Raw genomic sequence first — 21,363 nt, forward strand, 5'->3', positions numbered from 1 at the left:
CCGGTGGCAATGTCGGAGGGGTCACACCCGTTCCCATCCCGAACACGGAAGTTAAGCCCTCCAGAGCCGATGGTACTCCGCGGGAAACCGCGTGGGAGAGTAGGTCGCTGCCGGATTCTTTTTGAAAGCCCCTGGTGCCGCAAGGCACCAGGGGCTTTGTCTTTGCGGGCTTGTCTCGCGGGTCTCGGACGCACGCTTCTTCGTGGATTGATCCGACGGGATGCGAACGTACAGGCGCCTGGCTTTGAGGCTGGCCTGACCCTGGCTGCTTTGCTTGAGTGGCGCTCCTTCCCCCCTCTCTGGACAGGAGCCTCTCGCATGCATCTGCTTCGAATCTACGCCGCTGGTCTGTTCGCGCTGGGGCTCCTGCTGGCGCCCGCGGAATCCAAGGCGCAGCAGTCCGGCGTCCGCCTGGGCGTGGGCGCGGACTACTGGGTCGACACCAGCGCCGCGTTCAACTTCACGCTGGGCGTTGAGGGGCATGTCGCGGGTCCACTCTTCGTGGGTGCCCGGTTCGGCGCGGTGCTCGTCACGGACGGCAACATCATTGGCGTTCCGTTGGACATCTCGCTTCGCGCGACGGTGGGCCGGAACGTCTACATCGAGGGTCTCGCGGGCCCGTGGATCTTCTTCAAGGGCGACACCTTCAAGGCCCATGCTGCGTTTGGCTTTGGCCTCCAGGGCAAGGCCGCGAGCATCGGCATCGAGGTGGGCTACCTCGATCCGAATCCCATCATTGGCCTGCGGCTGGGCTACAAGTTCTGAGGTCCTGGCTCAGTAGTGCGGTGGCCGCTCCTGTTGGCGGGCGTCCACCAGGCCCGGCTCGGCGTCCAGCTTGTGCTTGAGCTGGTCCAGTTCCATCCGGAGCGCGTCGATGACGCGCCCCTGCTGGTAGAGCACGTCGCTCAGCTCCTGCAGCAGCTCCTGCTGCTGCGTGTAGCGGATTTCCAGCTCGACCAGGCGCTTGTCTTCCATTGCCGTCTTCTCCGCTTGGGGACCGTGCCCCATGAATACCCTTGAATACCTGCAGCGCGCCCGCGAGCTGCTTGGACGCGGACAGCCCGAGTTGGCGGAGTCCGCGCTGAGTGATGCCATCGATGCGGCCGTGGCGGCGGAGGACCTGGTCCTCCTCACCCAGGCACGGTTCGCGCTGGGGGAGTTGCTCTTCCAGCAGGGCCGGGATGAAGAGGCAATCCCCTTCCTCCAGGCGGTGGTGCGCACCGAACGGGCCGACGGGTCCGTGGACGCGCCGGTCATCGCCTCGGCGCGGATGCTGCGCCAGATTCGGGGGCAGGAGCCGCGTTGAACTTCACGGGAGCCGGCACTGCTCCCGGATGGCGTCCATTCGCTGTGGGAAGCGCCGCTCCAGGTCCGTGCGCGTCTGGCGTGCTCCCTCGAACTTGCCCGCCTTCAGCTGGAGGGTGCAGAGGGTGCCCAGGGCCCGCGTGTCGGACACGTTCAGTCGGTCGGCCTGACGCAGGGCCTCCTCGGCGGCGGTCTCGTTGCCTAGCTCGAACCAGGCGATGCCCAACTGGAAGTGGCCTTCCGTGAGCTTCGGGTCCTTCTGTACGGCCTGCTGCAACAGCCCCACGGCTTCGCGGCTCCGGCCATTCTTGGTCAGCACCAGACCCTGTTCCACCAGGAGCCGGGCCGTGGGGACCTTGCCCTCCAGGGAGGTGAAGACCTTCAGGGCGTCCTCGGGCCTGCCCATCCGGCTGAGCAGCCGACCGTAGCGCATTCCGATGAGGGGATCGCCGGGAGTGCGGCTGTAGGCTCGGGACAGGGCCTCCGTGGCGCCCCCGACGTCGCCCTTCGCCTCGCTCAGGTCCGCCTGGAGCAGCTCCGGCCTTGGGTCCGCCGGCGCGAGCTTCCGTGCCTTCTCGAGCGACTGGTCCACGCAGCGGGACATCCGCTCCCGGTCGCAGATGCGCGCGAGCAGGAGCTGGGTCTCCAGGGCGTTCGGGTCCCTCCGCTCGGCTTCCAGGGCCAGATCGTGCGCTTCCGCGGGGGCTCCTTCTCGCAGGAGCTCGGCCGCCTCGCGCAGGTCCGCCGCCGTTGCCTTGTCGTTGTGCTTCAGGGGCACCAGAAACCGCAGGCGGCCCTCCACGTTCTCCGTGGCCCTCGCGATGGCCAGTTCCTGCTCGGGCATGTCGCGGGGCAGGAACAGGGGGATGGCGTGGATGGCGAGCGCCGCCCCGCAGACCCAGATGACGCGCCGGAGACCCTGGTTCCGGTGTCGGCCGCTCCGCTCCCCCGGTTCGTTCGCTGGGTCGCTCATGGGGCGTTTCTAGACGGCCCGGAGGTGTGGGCGCAGCCCCGACGGCAGTTCCAGCTCGCAGCTCCAGCAGAGTTCGAAGTTGGCGGGGTTCTCCTCGCCACAGCGTGGACATGTCACCGAACGGTTGGCGGCCTCCTGGTTGGCCTGGAGATCCGCGAGGACCTCGCGCCCGGCTTCCAGTTCCTGCGGCCACAGCCACAGCTCTACCCAGGCCTCGGTGCTGGGAATCTCTCCGCTCAGCGGGACCAGGGACTCGCCGCGGATGTCGACCGAGAGCCCGGCCGATTCCAGGGCCCCCGCCAGCATCCGTGCCTCTCCAACCGTGCGGTGCACGGAGAACTGCACGCGCTTCATGCTTCTTGTCTGTCAGAACCGGGCCTCCAGGGCAACCGGCCCTGGCTGCTCCCCTGCTGTGCCCCGGCAGGCGCGGCCCTCACGGACCGTGCGGCCTCCGTCATTCATCGTGACGAAGTTGGTGCGGGAGGACGGCGTGGGCGTGGCGGGGGGCTCGCGCGTGGAGCTCCGCCGACAGCAGGGCGTCCAGCTCCGCGAGCAGGCGATCATACCCGCCTCCCTTCGCGGGCAGCCGCTCGGTGGCGAGCCTCAACCGGGGCGTCTCCTCGTCCTCGAAGGCCAGGGTCACCGCCAGGATGTCCGGGCTTCCTGCTTGGGGCGCGAGGGTGGCGGGTTCGGGCTCTTGCTGCAGGGGTTCCAGCAACGGGGCCAGGCGGCGGATCTCCTCTGGCGTCAGGTCCCGCTCCACCACCGGTTCGCCCTGTTCCAGGACGCGCAGGTGCTTGAGGCCTTCCACTCGCAGCGCCTGCGCCCCGGTGTTCGTCTGGCCACTGCGCTCGTAGGTCACGGTCTTCACTCGCCGCACCTCCCCGGGGTCAAGGAGTAGGCATTCGCATCCTCCCTGGCATCCGGAGGAGACCGCGGCGAGCGTTCCCTGGCCGGGGAGGGCAGCCCGAGCGACCGGTGCTGGACACCAGGCAGCGCCCGCTGGGCCCCTGCGCTTCCTGGAGGCGTCTCCCTACCGTGCCTTCCGTCCGGGCGCCCATGTCCGGACACACGGAGGACGCCGCACGATGAGCAAGCACAAGACCCCGAGCCCGAATGATCAGCGCTCCAACACCAAGAACCCCGAGCGCCCGGAGCACAAGTCCGCCCAGGACAACCGCTCCAACCAGATGAACCCGAACCGTCCTCCGAACCCGCCGTCCAACATGCCGTCGCACGGCGGTGGGGGCATGACGGGCGGGGATGATTCCTCGAAGCGCTGAGTGAAACGGGAGAGGCCGGCCGCGCGTTCGGGCCGGCCCCTCCGGGGGCGTTGTCCTAGCGGACGCGCGGCGAGCACTCGCCTTCGCCGCGGTAGTGACCCACGGTGCGCACGAGCGCCGTCACGAAGTCGCGCAGCGTCCGCACGCTGCCTGCGCCTCCCGTGCCGTACTGGTCCGAGGGCAGGGACGTCAGGTTCACCAGGCCCAGCTCATCCAGGGTGATTTCGCCGTCCGGGCCGACGATGCCCGTGCTGTCCGCCGCGGCGATGGCGTCGAAGCGCATCTTCGCGTCCGGCGACTGGAGGTCGTCGAAGAAGAGGTGGTCGCCGTGGATGGTGAGCTGCACCGTCTCCGTGCTTCCCTTGGGCACCGTGACGCCGTTGCCGATGTCCTCGTTCTCGCAGTGCTCGTAGAGGGTGTTGGTCGCGAAGCCCCAGTGGAAGCTCTTGGTTGCCGCGCCCTTGGTGGCCGTGCCCTCGACGTAGACGGACCAGCCTTCGGTGTTCATCCGCGTCACGTCCTCCGCGTCCGCGTTGCCGGCGGTGGCGTCCGTGGCGGGGGCGATGGCGTAGCTCACCTCGTCCCATTCCTCGGCGGCCAGGTCGCTGAACTTCGCGACGTCCACGGGGCCCGGACGGTGCACGTCGTAGACCTTCGCGGCCGTCTGCTCGGCGGCGGTTTCTCCCTCGTGGTTGGCGACCTTCACCTCGCTCAGCTTCACGAGGAACCTGGTGTACTTCACCGTCCAGCCGTCCTCGAAGGCGCTCGCGGGGATCTCCTTCTCGATGAAGTCCTCCCCGTACGCGGTGAACGTCACGTTGCCTTGACCCGACGAGCAGGCGACCAGGGCCAGGCAGGACACTCCCATCAGCCAATGCTTCTTCATTCCGCTGCTCCTTCCACCCACGTCACGACGTAGGCGCTGGTGTCTTCCACGCCGCGCACCAGGCCGTTCTGGGCCTGGCTGTTGGCGGGGAAGGTGGAAACGCCAGCCGCGTCCGGAAGCGACGCGGTGGCGAAGTCGATGCGGTCCATCCATGTCCCCAGGTCCACCGCGATGCGCACGAAGCCGGCCTCCTGCTGGAGGTCGCGCTCGAAGCGCACGCCTTCGATGGCCTTGGGCAGATCCACCGTCGCGTCGAAGCGCACCGTGGCTCCGGACGTGTGGGTCGCGGTGCCTCGAACGTGGGCCTGGTGGCCTCCGAGGATGTTCTGCGCGTCCGAAGCCGCCGTGGGCGTCACGAGCGTCAGCTCCAGTGAGCCGTATGAACCGGTGACGGCGTTGGCGTCCCCCAGGTTGCCTCCCGCGAGCAGATCCACGGTCCGGGTGTTGAGCACCTCTCCCAGTGCATCCCCGGGGACATAGTGGCCGGGGTGCGCGTGCGCAGTGCCTCCGATGAGCGAGTACCAGTCGAAGCGGGGGAGGCGTTGCGACAGCAGCACGCGGCCCTCGAAGAAGCGCACTGAGCCCACGGAGAGCTGCGCGGCTTCGGGCGTCACCGTCCAGCCGTACTCGTTGGGGGCCGTGGGTGCTGTCGCCGTCATCGTCACGGCGAAGGTGCGGCGCTCCGCTTCGGTCTTGCCGCCGCAGCCCAGGCTCATCAGGGCCACGGTCAAGGCCAGTGCAATCGGGTTCATCACAGGTGGACCTCCAGGGTGAGCGAGGCCACGCGTGGTGCCCCCGCGGTGAAATGTCTGGCTGGAACGAGGCTCGGCTGAGCGGTGGGGTCGAAGCGCGAGCTGTAGACGAACTCGCCGTCGCGCCAGCGCGTGTTGAGCAGGTTCCTCACGTCGAGCCGCAGTGCGAGTGCTCCCCTGCGCAGCGCGGCCTGCACGTCCGCGAGGAACACGGTGCGGCTGTGTTCGTCGTAGGGCAGGGGCCTGGGCCCGATGAGCGTGAGGCCCGTGCCCAGCGACAGCACGGAGTCGATGCCGGGCAGTGGCTTCTCCCATCCGATGTCTGCTCGGGCGACCAGCGGCGCGAAGTAGGGGAGCTTCGCGCCCGTCCTCGTCACCGTTGCGTTCGCCACCGTGGCGCTCAGCGCGGCCGTGACGCCTTCGAGCGGACGCGCCTGCAGGGACGCGGAGATGCCGGTGCGCAGCGTCTCTCCGGTGAAGACGGTGGTGCCCACCGTGTGGTCGAAGAAGAAGTCGTCCGCCACCTGCGAGCCGAAGACGCTCGCCTGGAAGGACAGACGTTCTCCGTCCCTCCGGGTGCCCAGCTCCGCGCCGTGCACGTTGACGAAGGGGGCTTGTTCTCCTTCCGCGAGGCTTCGCGCCTGCGGGGAACGGAAGCCGTCTCCGTAGCTGGCGAAGAGGGCCCAGGTGTCCGTGAGCGCGTATTCGACGCCGGCCTTCGCGCCCCAGTGCACCCCGAAGGCGCTGCGCGAGTAGCCCTGTCCGTCGTAGTAGCGCGGGTCTCGGAAGGCGAGCGCGTCGAAGACCTCCACGCCCAGCGCGTCCGCGCGGCCTCCCAACCGAAAGGCCCAGCGGCCCAGCGGGAGCCTGGCTTCGGCGTAACCCCAGACGTCCGTCTGGGTGATGTTCGCGTCCACTTCTTCCGCGAAGAAGGTGCCGTCCGTCTCGCGGTAACGGCGTTGCGTCTGGTGGATGCCGTCGCGCCTTCCCCCCAGGCCCAGCTCCAACGCGACGGGGCGGTCGAAGAGCGTGACCTGGCGGCGGTGCTCGGCTCGCAGGCCCAGGGTGGAGCCGTCGTGGGTCTGCTCCAGGCCGTCGCCCCGGTCGTCCACCCGGTAGCCCGTGAAGTTGTTGCGCAGGCGCAGGTCCGAGAGGATTCCGAAGGCCTCCAGGCGCGTGCGCGCGGTGCCCTCGCGCGGGAGGTCCACTCCGATGAGCAGCTGGTGCCGGGAGACCGTGCCTCCCTGACGGTCGAAGGAGCCGGAGTAGAAGGTGCGGCGCCCGGCTTCGAGGTCGTCCTCTCGCACCACTCCGGGTGAGTCGAAGCGCGTGACGTAGCTTCCTCCCAGGATTCGCGCGCTCAGGCCGTGGCCCAGGTCCAGGTTCGCCTGGGCGAGCAGGGTGGCCCGGCCGTAGCCTCGCTGGGGCCCGAAGCCGTCGCTCTCTCCGATTTCCGCCGCCGCGAAGGTGCCGGGGTCTTCGCCCGGGCGCACCGTCACGACGAGCCGGCGCATGTTGAACTGGCCCAGCGTGCCGGCGAACTCCACGCCCTTTTCACGCGCGCCCAGGTCCATGCGCACCGTTCCCGCCACCGCGAAGTCCCCCTGGAACGCGCGATAGGAGCCCTCCGTCACCTCCAGCGATTGGACGAGCTCCGGGATGATGAAGTTGGTGTCCGCGTAGCCGAGCGCGTGGATGTGGCTCACCTCGTTCACCGGCAGGCCTCCGACGTTCAGCTCCACGTCCTGGCCGTGGAGCGCGTCGAAGCCTCGGAGGAAGAGCTGCTGCGCCTTGCCTTCGCCGCTGTGCTGCGAGGCCACCAGGCCCGGGACGACTCGGAGCACGTCCGTCGCGTTCATTCGCGGTGCCGTGTCGAGGATGTCCCGGCCGATGGTGACTTCCGCGGCGCTCTGGGCCGGACGCGTGCCTCGCACCACCGTGGAGCGCTGCTTCCCGGCGGCTTCCGTGGGCTGTTGTATTTCGGGTTGCTGCTGTTCCGGCGTGGCTTCTGTCTCCACGTGACCGGTGACTTCCTGGCGCGGCTCTTCCTGTGCTGCGGGCACGGCCGAGGGAAGACTCGTCGAGAGCGTGGCGAACGCGATGAGCAACATGGTCACGGTGGGGAAGGCACGAGGAGACGACGACACGTCCCCGGCTCGCGTCGGGACGCGTTCCGGGGCGTGCGGGTTGAAAGACAGACGGCTTCGGGACACACGCTCACGCAGGCCCGTGTCTGGCCTGGGCCAGACGGTCCGCATGCTCGCAAGTCATCCTTACGGAAGCCCGAAGGGGCCGGATGTCTCTAGGGGCCCTGCGGCATCGCCGCGGACCGCAACCGTTGGCCCGGTGACCACTTCGGGCTTCTCTCCGGTTCCACGCGCCAGGACACCCAGCGCAACTTCGGCGGCACGAACACCGTCCAGCTCGCCGCCAGCGCCAGCAGGTGCTCCACCGAGCCCGTCAGATGCTGGTGGCCGTGGCCCTGCTTCGCTCCTTCCGGCGTGCCCTGTTCGGACTCCGTCGGACACGCGGCCCGGGTCGCGTCACATGCGGCCTGGGTTCGGTGGACGTGGGTGCTGACGCCGTGTTCGTGGCGCCCCAGTCCTCCGCCGTGTCCCACCACCGCGTGCAGCACCGGCGCCACCGCGAGCCCGTACACCAGGACCCACAGTCCCAGGAACGCCAGGTCTCGTCGGTCTCGGGTATCCCACACGGCGGTTCGGGGTGCGGCGGCGGAGCGTCCAGGACGGGGGAGGTGAGGCGGCTGCCTGCCTATCCGTCCTCCCCCCGACACGCAAGGCGGCCTCCGCCGCCCGCTGCCAGACAGTTCCTTGCCGCCCAGTCCCATGACCCCGTGGACCGCTTGACGCATCGCATCGGAATCCGCTGCGGCCACAGACTTCCCGTCATAGACTCGTCACGTGCGTTCCGAATCCGCCGCCCTTCGTTCCCTGCCTGCCTCCACGGAGGTTCCTGCCCCGCCCTCGCGCGCCGACCGTCTGCGTGCGCTGGGGAGTGAGTCGTTCGACCTGCTCGTCATTGGCGGCGGGGTGACGGGGGCGGGTGCTGCTCGGGACGCGGCGCTGCGGGGCCTGAAGGTGGCCCTGGTGGAGCGCGAGGACTTCGCCAGCGGGACGTCCAGCCGCTCGTCGCGCCTCATCCACGGTGGCTTGCGCTACCTGGAGCATGGCCACCTGGGGCTCGTCTTCGAGTCGAGCATCGAGCGGCGCCGCCTGCTCCACCTGGCGCCTCACCTGGTGCGCCCGCTGGCCTTCATCTGGCCCGTCTACGAAGGGGCTCGCGTGCCGCGCTGGAAGCTCAACGCGGGCCTGATGCTGTACGACGCCCTGTCCCTGTTCCGGAACGTGAAGGCGTATCAGCGCCTGTCGCTCAAGCAGTTGGTGGAGGCCGAACCCGGCATCCGCTCCGAGGGGCTCAAGGGCGGCGCCCGCTACTACGACGCGGCCACCGACGACGCTCGCCTCACGCTGGCCAACGCGCTGGGCGCGAGCGAGGCCGGCGCGGTGGTGCTCAACCACGCCTCCGTGAAGCGGCTGGTGCTGGAGGACGGCAAGGTGAAGGGCGCGGTGGTGGTGGATCACCTCACCGGCCTGGAGCACACCGTGCACGCTCGCGCCGTCGTCAACGCGACCGGGCCCTGGAGCGATGAGATCCGCAGGCTGGATTCGTCGCAGCAGGAGCGCACGGGGCCCGCGGTGCGCGGCAGCAAGGGCGTGCACATCGCCGTGCCCCGCTCGCGGCTGAACATCGGGGACGCGCTCACGCTCCTGTCGCCCGTGGATGGCCGCGTGATGTTCATCCTGCCCGCGGATGCGTTCACCCTCATTGGCACGACGGAGACCGCCACCCGCGCCCACCCGGCCGAGGTGCGCGCGAGCGAGGCGGACGTGGCCTACCTGCTCTCCTCCGCCAACGCCTTCTTCCCCGAGGCGAACCTCACCCGCGAGGACATGGTCAGCGCCTGGGCCGGCATCCGCCCGCTCGCGGCGAGCGGCTACCACGGCAACAGCGACGCGGGCAGCGCGAGCCGCGAGCACTCCATCGACGTCAGCCCGTCCGGCGTGCTGGCCATCAGCGGCGGCAAGCTCACCACCTTCCGGGTCATGGCCCGCGATGTGGTCAACGCCGTGGAGCGCCACCTGTCCCGCCCGCACAAGAAGCCCGTCACCCACGAGCAGCCCCTGCCGGGCGGCGACATCCTCAAGCTGGACGCGGAGTTCGCGGCGGCGAAGCAGGAGGTGGGGGATGCCGCCACGGGCGAACACCTGGTTCGCGCATACGGCAGCCGCTGGCATGCGGTGTGGGCGCTTACTCGCGAGTCGCCCGCGCTGGCCGAGCCGCTGGTAGAGGGCCTGCCCTACCGCCGCGCCGAGGCCGCCTGGGGCGTGTCCCATGAGATGGTCCAGACGCTGGCGGACCTGCTCATCCGCCGCCTCAAGGTCGCGTTCGAGACGCGCGACCAGGGCCGCGCCGCCGCCGTCCGCGCCGCGGAGGTGATGGCGCCTCTCCTGGGTTGGGACACCGCGGAGACCGAGCGTCAGCTGGCGGCCTATGCCGTGGATGCCCAGCGCATCTTCGGCGTGGACCCCTCCGACGCCTGACGCCCTGATGGGAGTCCGGGCCCGGTGCGTCATGCCGGGCCGCAGGTCCTGCCGCGAACGAGGCGCTCCCCAAGCTGAGCGTTGAGCGCCTCACGATGGACCGGCACCGGATGGCCGTCGTGCGCACGACAGCCGCCCGAGCAGTCGTGCTGCGTCCATGCTTAAATCGTCCTGGGAACGGGAAGCAGGGTCGGCCCGTTCTTCCCGGCCCCCTTTTCGGGGGCGGCAGGTCACGGCGCGGTAATCCACGTTGGCCGGGCGAAGGAGATACACCCCATGAAGCGTTGGCTTTGGCTTGGGCTCGGGTTGTCCGGACTGGTGGCGAGCGGCTGTGGCAGCGACCCCGAACCCATCGATGTCCTGCCCCAGGTGTGTCCTGGCACCTCGGAGGTGTCGCTGCCGAAGCCGGGGGTCTCCCCGCTGAGCACGGACACGGCGCCGGACGGCGTCATCATCACCTACAAGCCGAAGGTGACCGCGAGCGCGCTGGCGGCTTCGGCGGACATCGCGGCGGCCGTGGAGCGCGAGGGCGGCACGGTGAAGCGCCGCATCCCCAACATGAACGTGGTGTCCGCGCGGCTGTCGCCGGAGGCCATCTCCGCGCTGAAGCTCCACCCGGACGTGCTCTCCGTGACGCCCAACCGCCGCGTGCGCGCGCTGGGTCTGCCCACGCCCCCGCCGCTGGCGTCGTGGCAGGGCGCGTACAGCACGCAGGGGTCGGTGGGCGAGTACACCGAAGGGCTGAAGCTGATCCAGGTCCCTCAGCTGTGGGACGCGAACAACGACGGCGTCATCGACCCCGGCGCGCCCACGGGCGAGGGCGTGAAGGTGTGCGTCATCGACAGCGGCTGGGACAGCAAGCACCCGGAGCTGAAGGCGGCGTTCGTCATGGGCAAGGACTTCGTCGACGACGATGACGACCCGTCCGACCAGAGCGTGTCCCAGGGCGTTTTGACGGTGGGCGGCGGCCACGGCACGCACGTGTCCGCGACCATCCTGGCGCAGTTCGGCGCGGGCTCCGGCGCGCGCGTGGCGCCCGGGGAGGAGCCGAACGGCGTGGTGGGCGTGGCGCCGGGCGCGTCGCTGCTCGTCGCGCGCGTGCTGGACACGGACGGCGGCGGCCGCACGGACGACGTCATCGCGGCGGTGGACTGGTGCCATTCGCAAGGGGCGCGGATTGCCTCGCTGTCGCTGGGCGCGCCGGATCCGTCCGAGACCGAGCAGCTCATGTTCGAGAAGGTCTGGGAGAACGGCAACGGCATGCTGTCCGTCGCGGCGAGCGGCAATGACGGCAAGCGCGGCATCGCGTATCCGGCCGCGTACTTGCCGTCGGTGATGGCGGTGGGCGCGGTGGACCTGCAGGGCGAGTACGCGCCCTTCTCGCAGTTCGGCCAGGAGCTGTCCGTGGTGGGGCCCGGCGTGAACGTGCTGAGCGCCACGGTGCTGGGGGCGGCGTCGCTGTCCTCGGTGACCGCGGCGTCGGCGCCCGTCACCTCGTCGCCGCTCACGTACACCGCGCAGGGCACGTACACGGGCCGGCTGGTCAACTGCGGCCTGGGCGCGGACCGCGCGGCGTGCGGTGAGACCGCCACCTGCGACGGCTTCGTCGCGTACGTGGACCGCGGCGACCTGTTCTTCGAGGAGAAGGCCCGCAACGTCATCCAGGCCGGCGCCCGCGCGGTCATCATCGGCAACAACGTGGCGGACGACGCGGAGGGCACCTTCACGCTGGGCTCCTCGAACGCGCACTGGGTGCCCACGGTGTCGGTGTCCATGGCGGCCGGCGCGTCCCTCAAGAAGCTGGTGGGCCAGGACGTGACGGTGACCATCACCGGCCTGGACTACCAGCGCGAGTCGGGCACCTCCATGGCCACCCCGCACGTGTCGGGCGTCGCCGCGCTGGTGTTCAGCGCCCGGCCGGACCTGAGCGCCGCGCACGTGCGCGCGGTGCTGGAGAAGACGGCGAAGGACGACAAGACGACGCCGGGCAAGGACGAGAAGTACGGTTATGGCCTGGTGCAGGCGGCCAAGGCCGTGGAGCTGGCGCGCACGCTGCCCCAGGGCGGCGGTCCGCTCCCGCTGCCGTAACCGCGCGCCTTCGCGCCCGTGGGCCTGACGCCCCCGCGTCCCTTCGTGGGACCGGGGGCGTTTTCTTTTTCCGAGCAGGCGCCGGGTCGTGGGTTGGCAGCCCGGGCGGGCATGCGAGCGCCAGTCCTCCGGGCGGGTGGTTCGTGCCGCGTGCGCGTGCACCTTCCCACGAAGGGAGGCACGCGGCGCATGAGGCGAGACACCTGGCTGGGATTGGGAATCGCGGGGCTGGCCTGCCTGCTGATGTGCGCCGGGACTCCATCCGGTGGCATGCAGGATGACGCGGCGTCCGAGGAGACCGCCGCTCCCGAGGGCTATCGGCTGATCACACCGCAGGCTCCCGCGGCCACGCCGCAACAAGCTCCAGCGCCCGTGCCGCAACAGCAGCCGGGGACAGGCGGCTCCGGGACGAACACGCAGGCCCCCGCTGGGACGGCTCCTGGCGCCGCGCCCGCGCAGGGCACCGAGGCCGGGTCGGATCCGAACAGCCCCAGCGCGGAGCCAAACCCGGAGGGGCAGACGACTCCGCCCAACCCGGGCCCGGACACGAACTCGGGCACGGGAGGGACGGGCAACACGGGAACGGGGGCTCCTCCCTCCACGGCGAAGCCTTCCGCTCCTGGCGCCTCGCAGGGCGTCGCGGTGGTGGATGCCATCTACCGGGGGAAGGTGCGCTCGGTGTCCGACACGGTGGTCGTCATCGACAACGATGGCTCACGCCTGCCGCTGGAGATCAGCACCCAGACGCGCGTCGTCCGCGACGGTGAGGACATCGGTGTGACGGAGCTCAAGGAGGGCGAGCGTGTGCGCGCCACCGTGAACCTGGTGGGCCGGAGCCACACGCGGGAGATCGCCGTGCTGACCGGCGCCGAGGCCCGGCGCGACGCCGAGACTCAACGCCGCCGGTAGCCCGCGGCCCCTCCGTCAGCCGCATGGCCCCGTCCGCGTCTCCCGGACGATGACGGTCTACAACCGATACCGAACCCTGTTGCACAAGTTGGCCCTCGTCCGCGCCTGCGCGCACGGCGGGGATTCACCCGAAGCGGATGCGCTGCTCGACACGATGGACGAGGTCTGGGACGCCCTGTCCGACGGCGAGCGCGCCGCCATGGAGCGCGAACGCGCCCGGTTGGCCTTGTCCGGGGACATGCGCGCCGTGCCTGCGTGAGGCGTTCGCGTCACTCCCTCACGGACCCCATGGGTGCACCCGTGGGCCCATGAGGAAGGTGCGAGGACGGCCGTGACGGCGGCAGTTCCCGGCGCTGACGCTGACGCCACACCGCCCGCGTGTAGTCCACCACCGACGCCAGCGACAGCAGCGCGACGAGCGCCACGAGCGGCCGCACCAGCGGCGGGTAGAGCAGGACGCACAGCAACACCGCGAGCTGCAACGTCGTGACGACCTTGCCCAGCATCCGCGCCTTGAGCTCGATGGCCCGCATGTCCGGCCGCACCCTGGCGACGATGAAGCCGATGGCCGTGCCGATGTCCCGCAGGAGCAGCAGCGTCAGCTCCACGGGGTCGATGAGCCCGTCCAGCAGACACACGATGAAGGCCGTCACCATGAAGGCGCGGTCCGCCACCGGGTCGATGAGCGCTCCCATGCGCGTGGCCAGTCCCCGGTGCCGGGCAATCCAACCGTCCAGGAAGTCCGTCGCCGCGGCCAGCACCACCAGGAAGGCCCTCATGCGCAGGTCCGACACCGCGATGAACACCGCGGCGAGCGGCAGTCGCGACAGGGACAGCGTATTGAGCAGCACGAGGCTTGCCCGACGGTGCATGGCCTTCAAAAGGTAGTGCTCGGCCCCCGGGGCGCACCTGCCCGGCATGGCGAGCGTCCAGCGAAGAACTCCTCTGGTGCCCTCGTGGAGCCACGTCCAACGAAAGGACCCCGCGGCCCGCGTACGGTGTCCCAGGGCATGGCCCGGGATTTTCCCCGGCCTCTGTCCTCCTGGAGTCCGCCTCTTGAACGCGATGGGACCCTTCCGCCCCCTGCTGGCACTGGCCACCCTGCTCATCGTCGCGCTGCCGCTGGCGAGCTGTGAAGCGGCCGGGCGGGCGAAGGTCGCGACCCGAGCCCCCACGGCGGAGGAGCGGACGCGCTACCCGTGGCTGCCAGCCTCCGCCCAGGTGCGCTCGCTGGAGGAGACCTTCGCGCCTCCGGAGGGCTACACGCGCATGCCCCTGGAGGCGGGCTCCTTTGGCGCCTGGTTGCGCGGACTGCCCCTGCGCTCCGATGGCTCCCCCGTGCGCGACTTCCAGGGCAATACCGTGCTGGCGGCCTCCGACTCCCGGCTGGCGGCGGTGGGGGAGCTGGACGTGGGCACCGCGAACCTCCAGCAGTGCGCGGACTCCATCCTTCGCCTCCACGCGGAGTGGCGCTGGGCGTCCGGCCAGTCGGAGCGCATCGCCTACCGCTTCACCAGCGGCCACCTGGCGTCCTGGCCCAAGTACGCGGCCGGAGAGCGGGCGCGCGTCTCCGGCTCGAAGGTGACGTGGGTGCCGGGGAGCGCGGCGGCGGACAGCTCGCGGGCGGCCTTCCGCAACTACCTGAATCTGCTCTTCACCTACGCGGGCACCCTGTCGATCCAGGCGGAAGGCGCCCGTCCCACGCGGGAGCAGCTGCGCCCCGGGGACTTCTTCGTCCTGGGCGGCAGCCCCGGCCATACGGTGCTCGTGCTGGACGTGGCCACCAACGCGAAGGGTGAACGCATGGCGCTCGTAGGTCAGGGCTTCACCCCCGCGCAGGACTTCCACGTCCTGGCGGGAAGGGACGGGGCCTGGTTCCCGCTGGAAGGGGAGAGCCTGGCGACGCCCTTCTGGGCGCCGTTCCCCATGACGTCCCTGCGACGCCTGCCCTCGCCCTGATCGGGCTGGAAACCTGAAGCACCAACGAGGTGCAGCCTGGAGGACGGGCGCCCTCCTGGTGCCTCTCCTGGCGGACGGGGAGACGCGAAACCGGCAACTCCCGAGGTTCTTCTGGAATCGACGGGAGGGAGGAGGCAGGTTGCGGCGTGGAGTGTTGTCCTGCCGTCAACGGGCGACGCACCGAAGCCGGGCCCGTCCCCCGCCGAGTGCCCGTCAGCCTAAAGGGAAGAGGAGCCCGTCCCCCGAGCCTCCACCATGTCCTCCGCCGCCGCATCCGTGCCCGCGTCTTCTCCCAGGGCCAGCATCCTCATTGTCGACGACACGCCCGGCCACCTCCTGGCGCTGGAGGGCATCCTCTTGCCCCTGGGGCAGCGGCTGGTGCGCGCCACCTCCGGACGCGAGGCCCTGCGGCGCGTGCTGGACGAGGACTTCGCCGCCGTCCTGATGGACATGAACCTGGGCGACATGACGGGCGTGGAGGTGCTGGGCCTCCTGCGCGAGCGCGAGCGCAGCCGCCGCACGCCCGTGCTGCTGATGACCGCGGGCGACGGCGACGAGAAGGAGTGGCTGGCGGCGTACGCGCACGGCGCGGTGGACTACCTGCGCAAGCCGCTGCGGCCTGAAATCCTCCTGGCGAAGGTGTCCATGTTCGTGGAGCTGCACCTGGCGCGCGAAGCCGTGCAGCGGCGCGAGGAGTCGCTGCGCGAGCGCGAGCGCGACGCCCTGGAGGCCGTCCACCGCGAGCGGCTGCACGCGTTCTTCATGCAGGCCCCGGTGGGCATCTCCATCACGCGCGGGCCGGACTTCGTCTTCGAACTGGCGAACCCCTACTACGAGCTCCTGGTGGGCCGGCGGGTGACGCCGGGACAGGCGCTGCTGGACGCGTTCCCGGAGATGGCCTCGCAGCCGGAAATCATGGAGGTGCTGCGCGGGGTGGTGCGCACGAGGCAGCCCTTCGTGCGGCCGGAATTCGAGGTGAAGCTGGTGCGCGACGGCCAGCCGGACTCCGTCTTCTTCAACGTCATCTACCACCCGATGGTGGACGTGGACGGCACCGCGTCCGGCATCATCACCCTGGCCACCGACGTGACGGAGTTCGTGCGCGCGCGCCGGCACACGGAGGCGCTCACGCAGGACTTGCGAAAGCAGCAGGCCGCGCTGGCGGACAGCGAGCAGCGCCTGCGTCTGGCGCTGACGGCCACGGCGCTGGGCACCTTCGACATGGACGTGGTGACGGGCGAGCTCAGGTGGGATGCGCGCTGCAAGGCGCTCTTCGGCCTGCCGCCCGACTCGGAGTCGTCCTACGAGTTGTTCCTCGCGGGCCTGCACGTGGAGGACCGGGACGCCGTGCAGCGCGCGATCGCGCTCAGCTGGGACCCCACCGGCAAGGGCGACTACGACGTGGCCTACCGCACCGTGGGGTTGAAGGACGGCGTGGAGCGCTGGGTGCGCGCCACGGGCCGCACGCACTTCCAGGACGGCAAGCCGGTGCGCTTCGTGGGCACCGTGCAGGACATCACCGCTCGCAAGCGCGCCGACGCGGAGCGGGCCCGTCTGATGGCGGGCGAATTGCGCCGCACCGAGCAGCTTCGCGGCCTGTCGCGCGCGAGCCTGGCGCTCAACGCGGCGGGCAGCGTGCCGGCCATCCTGGAGCTCGTGACGCTCAAGGCGCGCAAGCTGATTGGCGCGAACCAGTCCTACGTGCAGGTGGCGGACGGACGGGACGCGCCGACGCTCAGCTCTCTGTCCGCGGTAGGGCATGATCCGCAGGCGCCCGGCGCCGCCCAAGTGGGCGTGGACGAGCGCGGACTCTTCGCCCGGGTGTGCCAGGAGAACCGGCCGCTGCGCCTGACTCGCGCGGAGCTGCGTCAGCACGCGGCCTACTCGGAAGCGCCCGCCGCGCCGCCGCCCGCGCTGCCCCTGAAGGGCTTCCTCGCCGTGCCGCTGGTGGGCCACGACGGCCGCAACCTGGGCCTGCTGCACGTGTCCGACAAGCTGGAGGGCGACTTCGACGCGGAGGACGAGACCATCGCCGTGCAGCTGGCGCAGATGGCCAGCGTGGCGCTGGAGAACGCGCGCCTGTACGAGACGGCTCAGGCGGAGCGGCGCAACCTGTTCGCGGTGCTCAAGCAGCTGCCCGCCGCCATCACCGTGCTGCGCGGGCCGGACCTGGTCTTCGAGATGGCCAACGACCTGCGCCTGAAGCTCACCGGCTCCCGGCCGCTGTTGGGGCTGACCGTGCGGCAGGCGCTGCCGGAGCTGAAGGACCAGGGGCAGGTGGATCAGCTGGAGCACGTCTTCCGCACCGGCGAGACCTACCGCGGCCACGAGGTGCCCATGCGCCTGGGCCGTGACGTGGGGCAGGACGCGCCCGAGGGCTACTTCAACCTCACCTTCCAGCCGCTGCGCAACGCGGAGGGCAAGGTGGACGGCATCGTGTCCGTGTCCTGGGAGGTGACGGAGCAGGTGCTGGCGCGCCGGCGCATCGAGGCGCTGGCCGCGGAGCTGAAGGAGCGCGAGCAGCAGTTCCGCACGCTGGCGGACTCCATCCCGCAACTGTCGTGGATGGCGGAGCCGGAGGGACGCCTCTTCTGGTTCAACCAGCGCTGGTACGACTACACCGGGACGTCACCCGCGCAGGTGGGGGAGACGGACTGGAACGCGCTGATTGACCCGGAGGACTCCGAGCGCGTGCTGGAGCACTTCAACGCGGCCCTTCGCGAGGGGACGCTGTGGGAGGACCAGTTCCGCCTGCGCCGCGCGGACGGCAGCTACCGCTGGTTCCTGTCGCGCGCCATGCCCGTGCGGGATGGCGAGGGGCGCATCGTCCGCTGGTTCGGCACCAACACGGACATCGACGACGAGCGCCGCACGCTGGAGAGCCTCAAGCAGGCGGAGGAGGAGATCCGCCACCTCAACACGGGCCTGGAGAAGCGCGTGCGCGAGCGCACCGCCCAGCTGCAGGAGGCGAACAAGGAGCTGGAGTCCTTCAGCTACTCCGTGTCGCACGACCTGCGCGCGCCGCTTCGGCACATCACCGGCTTCGCGCAGTTGCTGGACCGGCGGGCGGGCGCGAAGCTGGACGACGTGGCGAAGGGCTACCTCGCCACCATCGCGGGAGCGGCGAAGCAGGGCGGCACGCTGGTGGATGACCTGCTCGCGTTCAGCCGCATGGGCCGGGCGGAGCTGCGCCAGTCGCGGGTGGACCTGGGCCAGCTGGTGGAGGAGGCCAAACGCGACCTGATGCCGGAGGCCACCGGGCGGCAGGTGGAGTGGCGGGTGGGAAGCCTGCCCACGGTGGAAGGCGACCCGTCGCTCCTGCGGCAGGTCATCCACAACCTGTTGGCGAACGCGCTGAAGTATACCCGTCCCAAGCCGGAGACCCTCATCGAGGTGGGGGCACGCGAGACGGAAGGCGAGGTCGCGGTGTGGGTGCGCGACAACGGCGTGGGCTTCGAGATGCAGTACGTGGATAAGTTGTTCGGCGTCTTCCAGCGCCTGCACACGGCCGAGGAGTTCGAGGGCACCGGTATCGGGCTCGCGAACGTGCGGCGCATCGTGTCTCGCCATGGAGGGCGGACCTGGGCGGAGGGCGCCGTGGGGCAGGGCGCGTCCTTCACCTTCACCCTGCCCCGCGCTTCTCCCGTGGAGAAGAAAGTCGAGACGCACGCGTGATTGACCTCAAGCGGATCCTCCTGGTGGAAGACAGCGCCAACGACGTGGCGCTCACCCTGGCGGCCCTGGAAGAGGTGCACCTGGCCAACGAGGTGGTGGTGGTTCGCGACGGACAGCAAGCGCTGGACTACCTCTTCCGCAAGGGCGAGTACGCGAACCGGCAGGACGGCCACCCGGCGGTGGTGTTGTTGGATTTGAAGCTGCCGAAGGTGGACGGGCTGGAGGTGCTGGAGAAGGTGAAGGGTGCCCCGGAGCTGAAGGCGGTGCCGGTGGTGATGCTCACCTCGTCGCGCGAGGAGCGGGACCTGGCGCGCAGCTACGGCCTGGGCGTGAACGCCTACGTGGTGAAGCCCGTGGCCTTCCCGGACTTCGTGTCCGCGCTGCGCGAGCTGGGGCTGTTCTGGGCGGTGGTGAACCAGCCGCCTCCGGGCTCTCCCGGCACGACGGGAGCCCCCAAGTGAACGCACGCGGCGGTGCCGCGCGGGACCTGACGACTCTGCCTTCGATGGAACGGCCCCTGTCCATCCTCTTGCTGGAGGACAGCCCTCTGGACGCGCAGCTTGTGGCCGCGCAGCTGGAGGAGGGCGGGCTGCCTTCAACGCTGGAGTGCGTGCAGGGGCGGGCGGCCTTCGTCGCGGCGCTGGAGAAGGGGAAGTTCGACCTCATCCTGTCGGACTACAACGTGCCGGGCTTCGACGGGATGAGCGCGCTGGAGGCGGCGAAGGCCGTGTGTCCGGACACGCCGTTCCTCTTCGTGTCCGGCGCGCTGGGCGAGGACCGCGCCATCGAGCTGCTCAAGCGCGGCGCCACGGACTACGTGCTGAAGGACCGGCTGGAGCGGCTGGGCCCCAGCGTGCGGCGGGCGCTGCGCGAGGCGGAAGGGGTGCGGCTGCGCAAGCGCACGGAGGAGGCGCTGCGCCGCTCCGAGGAGCGCTACCAGCTGGTGGCGCACGCGAGCTTCGACGCCATCTGGGACCTGGATCTCCAGACGGACACGATGCACTGGATTGGCGACGCGACGGAGGAGGTCTTCGGCTTCCCCCTGGAAGAGGTGGACGCGGACGCGGCGTGGTGGCGCCGGCACATCCACGGCGAGGACCGCGAGCGGGTGCTGTCAGGGCTGCAGCGGGCGTTCGATTCGGACGAAGACCGGTGGCAGGACGAGTACCGCGTGCTGCGCAAGGACGGGGTGTACGCGTACGTGGCGGCGCAGGGCTCCATCTTGCGCGGAGCGAGCGGGAAGGCGCGGCGCATCGTGGGCGCCATGCGCGACATCACGGAGCGGCGGCGGGCGGAGGAGGAGCGGCAGAAGCTGGTGCACGAGGCGCAGGCGCGGGTGGAGTTCGAGCAGCAGCTGATTGGCATCGTCAGCCACGACCTGCGCAACCCGCTGGGCGCCATCCTCACGGGCGCATCGCTGATGCTCCGGCGCGACGACATCCAGCCGTGGCACGCGAAGGCGGCGGCGCGCGTGCTGTCCGCGGCGGAGCGGGCCACTCGGATGATCCGCGACCTGTTGGACTTCACGCAGGCGCGCATGGGCGGCGGCATCCCGGTGCACGCGGCGCCGTGCGACTTCCACGCGCTCACGCTGCAGGTGGTGGAGGAGGCGCGCACGGCGCATCCGGAGCGCACCCTCCAGATGGAGCAGGTGGGGGACGGGCAGGGGGCGTGGGACTCCGACCGGATGGCGCAGGTGCTGTCCAACATCCTGGGCAACGCGCTGAAGTACAGCCCGGAGGACACTCCGGTGCGCGTGGAGAGCCGGGGCGAGCAGGACGCTGTCGTGGTGAACGTGCGCAACGGTGGGGACCCCATTCCCCCGGAGATGCTCCCGCGCATCTTCGAGCCGCTCCAGCGCGGGACGACGGTGGGGCGCTCCGAGCGCAGCATCGGGCTGGGGCTCTACATCGTCCGGCAGTTGGTGCTGGCGCACGGCGGGACGGTGAACGCGCGGTCGTCCGCGGCGGAGGGCACGGTGTTCACCGTGCGCCTGCCGCGGGTTCCTCCGAAGGAGCTGACCGTTCTGGCGCCGGAGTAGGGCGCCTCAGGGCAGGTCGGTTCCCCCGAGGAACAGCACGCCGTTGCAGCGCCGGATGCGCGCCCGGGTGCGGAGGCCTCCGCGCGGATGGGGGTCGCGTGCCTGTCTGGAGGACGGACAAGGAGGGGCCGCTCCAGCAGGGGACCTCCGCCGGTTAGGATGCGGGGCTGGCCTCATCGTGGAGAGTGGACGCATGTCAAAGCCGCTGGAAGTCGTGAATGCCGTGCTGGACGCGGGCTTCGATGGCCTGGGGCCGCTGTGCAGCGCGACGGGGCTGGCGGACGAGTACCTGCGGGACACGCGCTACGCGGACCACGAGGCGCGCATCAATTCGCTCATCCACTGGGAGACGGGGAAGCTGTTCACCACGGGCTTCCTGTCCGGGCTGGGCGGCCTGCTCACCCTGCCGGTGTCGCTGCCCGCGGGCCTGGGCGTGTCGTGGATGGTGCAGGCGCGGCTGGTGGGCGCCATCGCTCGCATCCACGGGCATGACGTGGAGGAGGACCGCGTGCGGACCCTCACGCTGCTGGCCATCGTGGGGGACATTGGCAAGGAAGTGGTGAAGCAGGCCGGTATCGAAGTGAGCCAGCAACTGGGCATGCGCGCGCTGGAGGCCGTGCCGATGCATGCGCTGAGCAGCATCAACCGCGCGGTGGGCTTCCGGCTGGTGAGCAAGGCGTCGCAGAAGGGCGTCGTGAACCTGTCCAAGGTGGTGCCGCTGGCCGGTGGGCTGGTGGGCGGCGCGGTGGATGCGCTCGCGTGCCGCGCGGTGGGGGCCACGGCCCGGCGGTTGTTCGCTCCTGGGCCTGGGGCCTTGGTGCCCGTGTCGCCTGGATGACCGGGCGCGGGGCTTGGCGTTGACGGTGGGCC

General features: G+C 70.5%; 21 protein-coding genes and 1 rRNA gene. 13 read left to right on the forward strand and 9 right to left on the reverse strand.

Features of this window, described 5'->3' with window-relative positions; all coding sequences use genetic code 11:
- Positions 1-116: ribosomal RNA gene (gene rrf, locus D7Y04_RS00005) — 5S ribosomal RNA — on the forward strand.
- A gap of 202 nt (positions 117-318) precedes the next feature.
- Positions 319-765, forward strand: coding sequence for a hypothetical protein (locus tag D7Y04_RS00010; RefSeq protein WP_120567841.1), 447 nt, complete (start codon positions 319-321; stop codon positions 763-765).
- 9 nt (positions 766-774) lie between these two features.
- Here D7Y04_RS00010 and D7Y04_RS00015 read toward each other — a convergent pair whose 3' ends face one another.
- Entirely contained in the window at positions 775-975 is a 201-nt protein-coding gene (locus tag D7Y04_RS00015) for a SlyX family protein (protein WP_120597507.1), read from the reverse strand.
- A 31-nt stretch (positions 976-1,006) separates the two neighbouring features.
- Between D7Y04_RS00015 and D7Y04_RS00020 the strand changes: the two genes are divergently transcribed.
- On the forward strand, positions 1,007-1,306 hold the full coding sequence (locus D7Y04_RS00020; protein ID WP_120544379.1) for a tetratricopeptide repeat protein: 300 nt from the start codon (positions 1,007-1,009) through the stop codon (positions 1,304-1,306).
- 3 nt (positions 1,307-1,309) lie between these two features.
- On the opposite strand, the gene D7Y04_RS00025 is transcribed toward D7Y04_RS00020, so the two are convergent.
- From D7Y04_RS00025 to D7Y04_RS00035, 3 genes are all read right to left on the reverse strand, one after another.
- Entirely contained in the window at positions 1,310-2,278 is a 969-nt protein-coding gene (locus D7Y04_RS00025) for a tetratricopeptide repeat protein (RefSeq protein WP_121757943.1), read from the reverse strand.
- Between the two features lie 9 nt (positions 2,279-2,287).
- Positions 2,288-2,632 carry a hypothetical protein gene (locus D7Y04_RS00030; RefSeq protein WP_120597505.1) on the reverse strand — a complete coding sequence of 115 codons (345 nt, stop codon included), beginning with the start codon at positions 2,630-2,632 and terminating at the stop codon, positions 2,288-2,290.
- 100 nt (positions 2,633-2,732) lie between these two features.
- Entirely contained in the window at positions 2,733-3,149 is a 417-nt protein-coding gene (locus D7Y04_RS00035; RefSeq protein WP_120597504.1) for a hypothetical protein, read from the reverse strand.
- A gap of 217 nt (positions 3,150-3,366) precedes the next feature.
- Here D7Y04_RS00035 and D7Y04_RS00040 point away from each other — a divergent pair, with 217 nt between their 5' ends.
- Positions 3,367-3,561, forward strand: coding sequence for a hypothetical protein (locus D7Y04_RS00040; RefSeq protein ID WP_120597503.1), 195 nt, complete (start codon positions 3,367-3,369; stop codon positions 3,559-3,561).
- A gap of 55 nt (positions 3,562-3,616) precedes the next feature.
- Here D7Y04_RS00040 and D7Y04_RS00045 read toward each other — a convergent pair whose 3' ends face one another.
- The 4 genes from D7Y04_RS00045 to D7Y04_RS00060 form a co-directional block, all read right to left on the reverse strand.
- A complete protein-coding gene (locus D7Y04_RS00045) occupies positions 3,617-4,447 on the reverse strand; it encodes a hypothetical protein (protein ID WP_120597502.1) in 831 nt (276 codons plus the stop codon).
- On the reverse strand, positions 4,444-5,199 hold the full coding sequence (locus D7Y04_RS00050; protein WP_120597501.1) for a hypothetical protein: 756 nt from the start codon (positions 5,197-5,199) through the stop codon (positions 4,444-4,446). Before D7Y04_RS00050 ends, D7Y04_RS00045 begins: the two co-directional genes overlap by 4 nt.
- Positions 5,199-7,310: a TonB-dependent receptor gene (locus D7Y04_RS00055; protein WP_370457096.1), complete on the reverse strand. Its 2,112-nt coding sequence runs from the start codon at positions 7,308-7,310 to the stop codon at positions 5,199-5,201. Before D7Y04_RS00055 ends, D7Y04_RS00050 begins: the two co-directional genes overlap by 1 nt.
- A 191-nt stretch (positions 7,311-7,501) precedes the next feature.
- Complete coding sequence (locus D7Y04_RS00060) at positions 7,502-7,912, reverse strand: hypothetical protein (protein WP_233601189.1); 411 nt, start codon at positions 7,910-7,912, stop codon at positions 7,502-7,504.
- Between the two features lie 208 nt (positions 7,913-8,120).
- Between D7Y04_RS00060 and glpD the strand changes: the two genes are divergently transcribed.
- The 4 genes from glpD to D7Y04_RS00080 all read left to right on the forward strand — a co-directional run bounded on the left by glpD (position 8,121) and on the right by D7Y04_RS00080 (position 13,077).
- Positions 8,121-9,821 (forward strand): glycerol-3-phosphate dehydrogenase, encoded by a 1,701-nt coding sequence (gene glpD, locus D7Y04_RS00065; RefSeq protein WP_121757945.1) that lies wholly within the window; start codon positions 8,121-8,123, stop codon positions 9,819-9,821.
- A gap of 276 nt (positions 9,822-10,097) precedes the next feature.
- Entirely contained in the window at positions 10,098-11,909 is a 1,812-nt protein-coding gene (locus D7Y04_RS00070) for a S8 family serine peptidase (protein WP_121757946.1), read from the forward strand.
- A gap of 189 nt (positions 11,910-12,098) precedes the next feature.
- Positions 12,099-12,818, forward strand: coding sequence for a hypothetical protein (locus tag D7Y04_RS00075; protein WP_147454670.1), 720 nt, complete (start codon positions 12,099-12,101; stop codon positions 12,816-12,818).
- A gap of 79 nt (positions 12,819-12,897) precedes the next feature.
- Positions 12,898-13,077 (forward strand): hypothetical protein, encoded by a 180-nt coding sequence (locus tag D7Y04_RS00080; RefSeq protein WP_233601190.1) that lies wholly within the window; start codon positions 12,898-12,900, stop codon positions 13,075-13,077.
- A 10-nt stretch (positions 13,078-13,087) separates the two neighbouring features.
- Here the strand turns inward: D7Y04_RS00080 and D7Y04_RS00085 are convergent, their stop codons facing one another.
- The gene (locus D7Y04_RS00085) at positions 13,088-13,690 is read right to left on the reverse strand and encodes a CDP-alcohol phosphatidyltransferase family protein (protein ID WP_120597495.1); all 603 of its coding nucleotides are present in this window, start codon (positions 13,688-13,690) and stop codon (positions 13,088-13,090) included.
- A 193-nt stretch (positions 13,691-13,883) separates the two neighbouring features.
- Here D7Y04_RS00085 and D7Y04_RS00090 point away from each other — a divergent pair, with 193 nt between their 5' ends.
- From D7Y04_RS00090 to D7Y04_RS00115, 5 genes are all read left to right on the forward strand, one after another.
- The gene (locus D7Y04_RS00090; RefSeq protein ID WP_121759214.1) at positions 13,884-14,777 is read left to right on the forward strand and encodes a DUF4846 domain-containing protein; all 894 of its coding nucleotides are present in this window, start codon (positions 13,884-13,886) and stop codon (positions 14,775-14,777) included.
- A gap of 255 nt (positions 14,778-15,032) precedes the next feature.
- Positions 15,033-18,452: a PAS domain-containing protein gene (locus tag D7Y04_RS00095; protein ID WP_121757947.1), complete on the forward strand. Its 3,420-nt coding sequence runs from the start codon at positions 15,033-15,035 to the stop codon at positions 18,450-18,452.
- Positions 18,449-18,913, forward strand: coding sequence for a response regulator (locus D7Y04_RS00100; RefSeq protein WP_120579302.1), 465 nt, complete (start codon positions 18,449-18,451; stop codon positions 18,911-18,913). Before D7Y04_RS00095 ends, D7Y04_RS00100 begins: the two co-directional genes overlap by 4 nt.
- A gap of 44 nt (positions 18,914-18,957) precedes the next feature.
- Positions 18,958-20,493 carry an ATP-binding protein gene (locus D7Y04_RS00105; RefSeq protein ID WP_216672731.1) on the forward strand — a complete coding sequence of 512 codons (1,536 nt, stop codon included), beginning with the start codon at positions 18,958-18,960 and terminating at the stop codon, positions 20,491-20,493.
- Between the two features lie 193 nt (positions 20,494-20,686).
- Positions 20,687-21,331 (forward strand): EcsC family protein, encoded by a 645-nt coding sequence (locus tag D7Y04_RS00115; RefSeq protein ID WP_158620734.1) that lies wholly within the window; start codon positions 20,687-20,689, stop codon positions 21,329-21,331.
- Positions 21,332-21,363: the final 32 nt, after the last annotated feature.

This window comes from Corallococcus sp. AB038B (assembly GCF_003668955.1).
Taxonomy (GTDB): domain Bacteria; phylum Myxococcota; class Myxococcia; order Myxococcales; family Myxococcaceae; genus Corallococcus; species Corallococcus exiguus.

Excerpts from the sequence above, each read along its gene's own strand:
- D7Y04_RS00025 (WP_121757943.1), bottom strand. The coding sequence starts at position 2,278 with ATGAGCGACCCAGCGAACGAACCGGGGGAGCGGAGCGGCCGACACCGG.
- D7Y04_RS00105 (WP_216672731.1), top strand. The coding sequence starts at position 18,958 with ATGGAACGGCCCCTGTCCATCCTCTTGCTGGAGGACAGCCCTCTGGAC.
- D7Y04_RS00055 (WP_370457096.1), bottom strand. The coding sequence starts at position 7,310 with ATGTTGCTCATCGCGTTCGCCACGCTCTCGACGAGTCTTCCCTCGGCC.
- D7Y04_RS00015 (WP_120597507.1), bottom strand. The coding sequence starts at position 975 with ATGGAAGACAAGCGCCTGGTCGAGCTGGAAATCCGCTACACGCAGCAG.
- D7Y04_RS00045 (WP_120597502.1), bottom strand. The coding sequence starts at position 4,447 with ATGAAGAAGCATTGGCTGATGGGAGTGTCCTGCCTGGCCCTGGTCGCC.
- D7Y04_RS00010 (WP_120567841.1), top strand. The coding sequence starts at position 319 with ATGCATCTGCTTCGAATCTACGCCGCTGGTCTGTTCGCGCTGGGGCTC.
- D7Y04_RS00090 (WP_121759214.1), top strand. The coding sequence starts at position 13,884 with ATGGGACCCTTCCGCCCCCTGCTGGCACTGGCCACCCTGCTCATCGTC.
- D7Y04_RS00040 (WP_120597503.1), top strand. The coding sequence starts at position 3,367 with ATGAGCAAGCACAAGACCCCGAGCCCGAATGATCAGCGCTCCAACACC.
- D7Y04_RS00075 (WP_147454670.1), top strand. The coding sequence starts at position 12,099 with ATGAGGCGAGACACCTGGCTGGGATTGGGAATCGCGGGGCTGGCCTGC.
- D7Y04_RS00085 (WP_120597495.1), bottom strand. The coding sequence starts at position 13,690 with ATGCACCGTCGGGCAAGCCTCGTGCTGCTCAATACGCTGTCCCTGTCG.
- D7Y04_RS00050 (WP_120597501.1), bottom strand. The coding sequence starts at position 5,199 with ATGAACCCGATTGCACTGGCCTTGACCGTGGCCCTGATGAGCCTGGGC.
- D7Y04_RS00095 (WP_121757947.1), top strand. The coding sequence starts at position 15,033 with ATGTCCTCCGCCGCCGCATCCGTGCCCGCGTCTTCTCCCAGGGCCAGC.
- D7Y04_RS00070 (WP_121757946.1), top strand. The coding sequence starts at position 10,098 with ATGAAGCGTTGGCTTTGGCTTGGGCTCGGGTTGTCCGGACTGGTGGCG.
- D7Y04_RS00030 (WP_120597505.1), bottom strand. The coding sequence starts at position 2,632 with ATGAAGCGCGTGCAGTTCTCCGTGCACCGCACGGTTGGAGAGGCACGG.
- D7Y04_RS00020 (WP_120544379.1), top strand. The coding sequence starts at position 1,007 with ATGAATACCCTTGAATACCTGCAGCGCGCCCGCGAGCTGCTTGGACGC.
- D7Y04_RS00115 (WP_158620734.1), top strand. The coding sequence starts at position 20,687 with ATGTCAAAGCCGCTGGAAGTCGTGAATGCCGTGCTGGACGCGGGCTTC.